This is a genomic window from Ruthenibacterium sp. (genome assembly GCF_017421385.1).
GTDB classification, from domain to species: Bacteria; Bacillota; Clostridia; order Oscillospirales; family Ruminococcaceae; genus Ruthenibacterium; species Ruthenibacterium lactatiformans.
Window position 1 is genome coordinate 44,626 of the sequence record NZ_JAFOIN010000030.1, and the last position, 7,937, is coordinate 52,562.

A 7,937-nucleotide genomic window follows, 5' to 3' on the forward strand; every position below is an offset into this window, starting at 1 on the left:
CTATGGCAGACGCGACCAAAGTAACCGTGAGCAAACCCAAAACGGGCGGTGCCATCTATCGCGCGCCTCTGGGCACAAGCCTGCCCACGGATGCGTCTTCAGAGCTTGATGTTGCGTTCAAGGAGCTGGGATATGCCAGCGAGGACGGACTTGTCAACAGCAATTCGCCCGAGAGTGACAGCATCAAGGCCTGGGGCGGCGATACCGTATACACATACCAGAGCAGCAAGGAAGACACCTTCAAGTTTACGCTCATTGAAGCGTTGAACATCGAGGCCCTGAAGGCCGTATACGGAGATTCGAATGTTACCGGGACGCTGGAGACCGGCATCACGGTCAAAGCCAATAACACCGAGCAGCCTGCATGCGTGTGGGTTGTCGATATGATCCTGCGCGGCAGCGTCGCAAAACGCATCGTCATCCCCAACGGCAAAGTGTCCGAAGTGGGCGACATTACCTATGCGGATGAGAAGGAAGTCGGATACGAGACCACGATCACCGCATCGGCTGACAGCAGTGGCAACACGCATTACGAGTACATCAAGAATGTGGCGAGTGCATAAGGAGGGGCATCATGGTAGAGGGAAAAACAAAATCCGGATTCCTGTTTGCGCTCGATGAAAACGCCATCAACAATATGGAACTCGTTGACGCTTTGGCCGAGACGGAAGATGACAACCCCATTGCAATCTCAAGGGCGTGCCTGCTGCTGCTCGGAAAAGATATGCGCAAGAATCTGTACGACCATCTGCGAAACGATGACGGACGTGTGCCTGTCGACGCTGTGAGCCAGGAGCTGATCGAAATATTCTCGGCATTTGGTGCAAAAGGAAAAAAATAATCGCCCTCGCCGACATGATCGCCGCGGATGAGGATGCCCTTGTGTGCGATTTCGCGGAAACATACGGGATATTTGACTACAGAGCGTTGCCGGTTAATCTGCTGGCAACGCTCGCTGTCGGTTTGAGGGATGATTCCCGCATCAAAATGCATCTATCTGGCATGCGCGTTGCCACGGATACATTGTTGTTGTCCGCCGCCGTAGATAGACTTTCTTTTTTGGCCTGGGCACAGACCAAAGACGGCCAAGCAGGTCGAAAGCGGCCAGCCTCAATTCTGTCGGCTATGATGGGGCAGGGGCGCAACTGCGGGCCGGTACAATCCTTTAAAAATGCAGAAGATTTTAAAGCTGAATGGGAGCGGATAACGGGGGTGAAGCATGGCTACTGAACTTGCAAAAGCCTATGTGCAGATTGTACCATCAGCACAGGGCATCAAGGGCAGCATCACGCAAGCCTTGGGCGGAGAGGCTGACAGTGCCGGAACGGCCGCCGGTAAAGGTTTTGGCGGAAAGCTCATTGGCGCGTTGAAGGGCATTATTGCGACGGCTGCCATCGGAAAAGCCTTGTCGGCTACCATCACCGAGGGAGCAGCGCTGCAACAGAGCATCGGCGGCATTGAAACGCTGTTTAAAGAAAGTGCCGATAAGGTCAAACAAAATGCTGCAGAAGCATACCGTACAGCTGGCATGAGCGCCAACGAGTACATGGAGCTGACCACAAGCTTTTCAGCAAGCCTCTTGCAGAGTATGGCTGGGGACACTGCCAAGGCGGCAGATATCGCGGATATGGCTATGCAGGATATGTCCGACAATGCCAATAAGATGGGCACCAGCATGGAGGACATAAAAAACGCCTATCAGGGATTTGCGAAGCAGAACTATACCATGCTTGACAACTTAAAGCTCGGGTATGGCGGTACAAAAACTGAAATGGAGCGCCTGCTGGCCGACGCACAGAAAATTACCGGAGTAAAATATGACATCAATAATCTGAGCGACGTTTACTCCGCTATTCATGTAATACAGGAAGAGCTGGATATCACGGGTACGACGGCCAAGGAGGCCGCATCCACGATATCCGGCTCTTTCGCGTCTATGAAGGCTGCATTCAAAAACGTGCTCGGTCAACTTACGCTTGGGCAGGATGTAGGCCCTGCATTGCAAGCGCTCGCGCAGACTGTAACCACTTTTCTAGTCGGAAATTTACTGCCCGCAGTATGGAATATTATCAGCGCGTTGCCTGGCGCGCTTGTAACATTCATTCAAACAGCCCTGCCGCAGTTGGTTTCGGCTTTCATGGAGTTTCTTCCTCAAATGCGGGCCGCTATAGCATCAGGTCTGCCGCAAATGCTTGCGTCGGCTCAACAAATCGTTGCACAGTTGTGCGCGGGATTTTCCACAATGTGGCCGCAATTGCTCCAACAGGGCGGAGAAATCCTCACGCAGGTCATCAGCGGGATATCGTCATCTCTCCCACAGGTGTTTCAGATGGCACTCGACATCATTACAACACTGATAAGCACGTTCGTGGCGAACTTCCCGCTGTGCATTCAGACCGGCACAGATGTACTCATGTCGCTAATCGACGGAATAGGACAAGCCCTGCCACAGATGCTCGTGGCTGCTGCTCAGGCGATTTTATCCATGGTGAAAGGGCTTATTCAAAATTTCCCGCAGATTCTTTCTGCTGGATTCGATATGATTGTCAATTTAATCAAGGGAATTGGAAACGCTCTGCCGGATATTGTTGCCGCTGCAGGCGAAATCGCAGGAATGCTGTGGAATACCATTCTGGAAACAGACTGGCTCCAGCTCGGGAAAGACATTATCAGCGGTCTCATCAATGGTATCGGCGCCATGGCGGGAGCATTGTGGGATGCAGCGGTTAATATCGCCCGTTCAGCACTTGACGCCATTAAAAGTTTTTTTGGAATTGCATCTCCATCCAAGCTTATGCGTGACGAGGTCGGCAAATTTATCCCGCTGGGTATCGCCGCGGGTATCGAAAGGAATACACGTCCCATCTCAAAAGCCATGCGCGGCATCTCTGAACTTACCTCGGGCGCTATGAATGCCGATATAGTGATGGGGTTACGCTATGGCCACCCGACGGGGGCACCGGCGCTTGCCTATGCAGGAGGTTATGGCGGGACAACAAATTTTTACCAAACTATCAATACACATGACAGTTTGTCAGAAAGCGAGCTTACGCGCGAAGCTGAAAATCTGCTGGAAAGGAGCCGGTGGAAAAATCCATGAACAGGGACACCATCGTTATATATACGTCCGGCGTCAACAGTATCACGTTCTTGAGCAAACACGGCAGCGCACTCTGGGTCACCTCCATCACCGGCGCCTCGGGCAACGATGTCGCTGTCAGCGAATCCCAAGGGGCCGGGCAGGTGGGCAGCACCATCAGCAATCAATCCGTGCAGCCGAGGGACATCACCATCAACGGCGCGGTCCTCGCCGCGGTGGAGGCGAACCGCCGCGGCATCCTGGCCTGTGTGCTGCCGGGCGTGACCGGGCGCCTGACCGTCATCCAGAACGGCGAAAGCTGGTACATCGACGGTGCGCCGAAACGGACGCCGGAATTTTCCGACGGCTCTGTTGTGCAGGACTTTCAATTTGTCTTGCACTGCCCCTACCCATACTGGCGCAGTACGGCGGACGGCAGCGCGCAGGTCGCGGGCCTTACGAAGCTGTTCCAGTTTCCGTGTTCGCTGGCAGGCACCTGGTATATATCCAAATATTCGGACAGCCTGTTCACCGTCGTAAATAACGACGGCACGGCTGCGATGGAATTTGACGTCATATTCACCGCAGCCACCGAAGTAACAGACCCTGAATTTTACCATGTCGAGCGCGGCACCTTTATCAAAATTAATAAGGTGATGGCAGCCGGCGAAAAAATCACAGTCTCTACTGTCTATGGCCGTAAAGGCGTTACGCTCCAGCTCCCGGACGGCACGCAAGCTAACGGCTTCAAATATCTGGATGTCGGCAGCGATCTCAATATGCAGATGGCTCCCGGAACGAATACCATCCGCTGCGACGCGGCCAACAACCGGGAGGGGCTTCGCGTACAGGTCATCATGCCGAAAGGGGTGGTCCCTGGTATATGACACTCTATGTGTACAGCCCCGCCCGGGAGCGCATCGGGCTTGTCGAGGATATTCGAAGCCTGCAATGGCTATCGGAGTATCAGGACGCCGGAGAAATCAAACTGGTGTGCAGCGCCACAGAGAAAAACCGCACGCTGCTGGTTGACGGCAACCGCCTGTATTGCACGGAGCAGCCTGAAAGCGCCATCATCCGCCAAACGCAAATAGACGATGACGGAAAGGACGCCAAACTCACTGTGCGGGCCGTGTTATCCGCAGCCCGCTGGGCGGACCGTGTCGTTATGGCCACAGAACAGGTGCACAACACCGAAGCCGGTATGTTGTCCCTCACCACCAAACACCGCCGGGGACTGCCCGGCATCACAGGCGCGGCCAAAGGCATCGCGGTCTCTCTCGATACGCAAATCACTTGGGGCAGTGTGCTGGATGCCGAAATCACTCTCGCTACGGCGTCAGGGTTGGGCTTTCGGGAGGTGTTTGCGCCTGATACGGGTACAGAGACTTTCGAAGTCTACGAAGGCGTAGACCGCACACAGGGCGCCGGGTACAACGGCTATTTTGGCGACGACATCGACAACCTGTCCGGCCTCAAGATCGTGCGCGGCTCAGATGGCTGGAAAAATCATGCCATCATCGGCGGGCAAGGCGAGGGCGTGAACCGAAAGATTGTGACGGCGAGCCTCGGCGCGTATACCGGCGATGAGCTTCGCGAACTGTGGGTAGACGCTAAGGACATCGGCACGACCTACCAAATCGCCGCGCCGGACGGCAGCGGCGGCTATACATACACCGAAGCCACCTATACCGACGAAGAATACGCGGCTGTTCTGCAGGCCCGCGGGCTGGAAAAACTGGCGGAGAACCTGCAAACGCTGGAAATCGATGCGTCCATCGGCCAGGGACTGATGGAGTATGGCCGAGACTACGCGCTCGGCGATATCGTGCCCCTCAAGCTCACCCGGTACGGCCTACGGCTGTCCGCGCGTATTTCGGCTGTTCGCACTATCTACGAGAGTACCGGCAAAAAGGTTACTGCTGTGCTCTCGGATTTCAACCTTACAAAGGAGGCTTTGAGCCGATGATCTGTTTTCCTCTCGACAATACGCCCTACGAAGCCAAGGATATGGGCACTTATCTCGCCACGCGCACGCGCGGCGTTTTTTCTTCTGACGGAAACCTCGCAGTGACGCCCAGCGAAAGCGGCCTGTCCGTATCCGTTTCCCCCGGCCTTGCCTGGCTCAAATGGTCGGACTATTGGGGTACAGCCGCCTTGCAGGAGCAGGCACTCACTCTCGATCTGGACACCGCCGACGGCGCACTCAAGCGCATCGACGCAATTGTATGCCGGCTCGATAAGGTGAACAATCGCGCCGAGATCGTGGTAAAAAAAGGCGCTCCATCTTCCGCCCCCATCGTGGTACCGCCTGTACGCGACGCTAATTACGACGAGTTGTATATCGCCACGGTCCTGATCGGTGCAGGCGTCATCAGCATCAGCGCCAGCGCCATCACTGACCAGCGCCTCAACGAAGAATACTGTGGGCTGATGCGTGACGGCGTAACGGGCATTCCCACGGCATCGCTGCATGCGCAGGCCCAGCAGATTCTGACTGAACTTACCGCCACCCTGGATGCGCAAATTGTTCAGCAGTCCTCCGAGTTTGACGCTTGGTTCGAGGACCTGAAAGGGAAGCTCGGCGAAGATCCTGCCACGGCGCTGCAGCAGCAGGTGGACAACCTGAATGCGGCCGCCGTAGGAGATTCTTTCAAACTGAAAGGCAATCCTATCTCCATCGAGGCTGCTGGCGCGAATCGCATTGACTCTCTTAACCTCTACGGTGAAAACGCACAGGGCGGCACAACTGAGGCCCCCGTGGCGCTCACGGGTATATCGTCGGTTACGGTAAACGATGATGTTACCGAGCTGCCAATTCCGCGCCCGCTGCGGCGTGTAGGAGATGTGCGGGATGTGTGTGTTACCCGACAAGAATATGAAGGTACCGAAAAGCTCGTTGTGACGTACAATGTGGGCTTTGTGGAGCTGGATGGGACGGAGGCTTCACATATTTTCGAGGGCATGTTTTATCTCGATTATAGCGCCTCATGGCCAACGCCTGCGAATCGAGTCAATGGTGTGTGTTCTCATTATCCATATGGGGCATATGGCAAAGGAAAAATCGGGCTTACTGATAACGGTGCGGCAGTAGTATATAACCCAAACGGCGATTATACCGGCGACGAAGGCGGTCTGGCGAACTGGAAAGCCTACCTCGCCGCCCAAAAAGAAGCTGGCACACCCGTCCAAGTAGCCTACCAGCTCGCCGCGCCGGAAGTGTACGCTACAGACCCGCTTACCATTGACAACGCCGCTGGGCCTCTCAACGTTATGACCGGCGGTGAGCTTGAGGTGCGGATGACGGAGCTTGTCGGCTCCCGCACATACGATGCGGACGGCGACGGCGTGGTGGATGAGGCCGAAAAAGTGTCAAATGCTCTCACCCTGAAAAATGCCGCGGGAGAAGTTGTAGCCACGTTCGATGGAAGCGAAGCGGCCATCTTGCAGCTTACTGCCGCCCTTGTGGGGGCCTTGGGGAAAACAGAGAAAGCAGCTGATTCGTCAAAACTTGCGGGACTTGCTCCTGTCGTGGATAACCCCGGCCCGAACAATCGAAATACCTGGTATTTCCCGTTTACCGGCACGAACAACAGAGACGGCACGCGCAAATATTATGCCGCTCTTTACGCGGACAACGCGACAACTGCGGGCCGGGCGTCTAACCTTTCCATGGGGCTGAATGGTACAGATCTATGGGTGTATTACAGTTGAGGGGGAGAACGACGTGAGTTATCGCCAAAATGATGTGCTTATCCCCGAGTCGAGCTATATCCGGTTTAACGATGTGCAGTTAAAAAAGTATTATTTCAACGATGTGCTTGTGTGGCAGCGGCAGCAGAAGGTATACCCTGGGATACCAGTGGCAAAGACGCAGAACCTTGGATGGACCGATTACTTCACTGTTACTAACACCGGCTCGTCCATCAAAGTGGACGCATTCGGCGGTACTGAACGCGGATGGGGCCGCGCGATACTCGGGCCGTTCAGTTCGGTAGGCTATTCAAAACTGTACTTTTCGGCGCTGCGCGCATACATCACAAACAGTTTTTCAAAAATAGCGGTGTCTCTTGGCGACATCAATGGGAATTGGGTTCAACGCCTTATATATCACGACACCGGGGAAACGCTTGGCGGGTATGACGTTACTTATGGCTCCGGTGATCTTTTTACCATAAACTCGGCCAACGGAAATTATTATCTGATATTAGAAGTAGATTCTGGCGCTACGTCGAGAGGCTTAAACGCCGTTATTCAGATGAACGGCTGCTATTTGATTTAAAACGGAGGAACGAAAAATGCTGAAAATAACCTTAAAAAATGGAAAAGAATATGGTGCGCTTGACGGTACGGCAATCTATCCGAGCAGCAGCCCGAACGCCCGCAGCCGCATGGAAATCCACATGTCCGAAGATGCCATGACAGCGGCCGAGTTCGAGGCTGCTTTTATGGACGAAGCCGCGACTGAAGAGATTCGACTGACAAGAACGGCTGATGCGGACGACCCGGCCAAAGGTATAAAAAAGGGCGATATTATCTACGACACGCTGTACCAGCACTATTGCCTTGTGGCGAGCATCGGCAAAAAGCGCGTGAGCAAAACAGACATTGCCACCGGGCAGGTCGTTGAAGAAATGCACCTTGTGGCCGAGCTGGAGCAGCGCACCTACATCGAACAGCAGCTTGCCGCGCTGGGGCTGTAAAGGAGGCATGGCGCATGGCAATTTTTAAGGGCCGCGTGCGGGTGCGGTACGGGTACAGCCGGTGGGGCTATACCCGGAACAACGGCAAGGGCTGGCATGGCGGCAGCGACGAGGAGGGGCTGGACAGCACCACCATCCGGATGCCCGATTACAAG

9 protein-coding genes are annotated in these 7,937 nt (G+C 54.8%); all 9 read left to right on the plus strand.

From position 1 onward, the window contains the following. Window positions 1-2 precede the first annotated feature (2 nt). Genes IIY41_RS03655 through IIY41_RS03695 form a run of 9 tightly spaced genes read left to right on the plus strand, consistent with a single transcriptional unit; the run spans window position 3 to window position 7,782 of the window. Window positions 3-563: a phage tail tube protein gene (locus IIY41_RS03655; RefSeq protein ID WP_287399742.1), complete on the plus strand. Its 561-nt coding sequence runs from the start codon at window positions 3-5 to the stop codon at window positions 561-563. A gap of 11 nt (window positions 564-574) precedes the next feature. After that, entirely contained in the window at window positions 575-841 is a 267-nt protein-coding gene (locus IIY41_RS03660; RefSeq protein ID WP_055079825.1) for a hypothetical protein, read from the plus strand. A 41-nt stretch (window positions 842-882) separates the two neighbouring features. Then, window positions 883-1,230 carry a DUF5361 domain-containing protein gene (locus tag IIY41_RS03665; protein ID WP_287399744.1) on the plus strand — a complete coding sequence of 116 codons (348 nt, stop codon included), beginning with the start codon at window positions 883-885 and terminating at the stop codon, window positions 1,228-1,230. After that, window positions 1,220-3,100 carry a phage tail protein gene (locus IIY41_RS03670; protein WP_287399746.1) on the plus strand — a complete coding sequence of 627 codons (1,881 nt, stop codon included), beginning with the start codon at window positions 1,220-1,222 and terminating at the stop codon, window positions 3,098-3,100. Before IIY41_RS03665 ends, IIY41_RS03670 begins: the two co-directional genes overlap by 11 nt. After that, window positions 3,097-3,966 carry a phage distal tail protein gene (locus tag IIY41_RS03675; RefSeq protein ID WP_287399747.1) on the plus strand — a complete coding sequence of 290 codons (870 nt, stop codon included), beginning with the start codon at window positions 3,097-3,099 and terminating at the stop codon, window positions 3,964-3,966. The genes IIY41_RS03670 and IIY41_RS03675 overlap by 4 nt, the downstream gene beginning before the upstream one ends. Then, complete coding sequence (locus IIY41_RS03680) at window positions 3,963-5,048, plus strand: siphovirus ReqiPepy6 Gp37-like family protein (protein ID WP_287399749.1); 1,086 nt, start codon at window positions 3,963-3,965, stop codon at window positions 5,046-5,048. Before IIY41_RS03675 ends, IIY41_RS03680 begins: the two co-directional genes overlap by 4 nt. Window positions 5,049-5,089: 41 nt before the next feature. Further along, entirely contained in the window at window positions 5,090-6,793 is a 1,704-nt protein-coding gene (locus tag IIY41_RS03685; RefSeq protein WP_287399751.1) for a hypothetical protein, read from the plus strand. Between the two features lie 13 nt (window positions 6,794-6,806). Further along, window positions 6,807-7,361, plus strand: coding sequence for a hypothetical protein (locus IIY41_RS03690; protein WP_287399753.1), 555 nt, complete (start codon window positions 6,807-6,809; stop codon window positions 7,359-7,361). Between the two features lie 16 nt (window positions 7,362-7,377). Further along, on the plus strand, window positions 7,378-7,782 hold the full coding sequence (locus IIY41_RS03695; protein WP_287399754.1) for a hypothetical protein: 405 nt from the start codon (window positions 7,378-7,380) through the stop codon (window positions 7,780-7,782). Window positions 7,783-7,937: the final 155 nt, after the last annotated feature.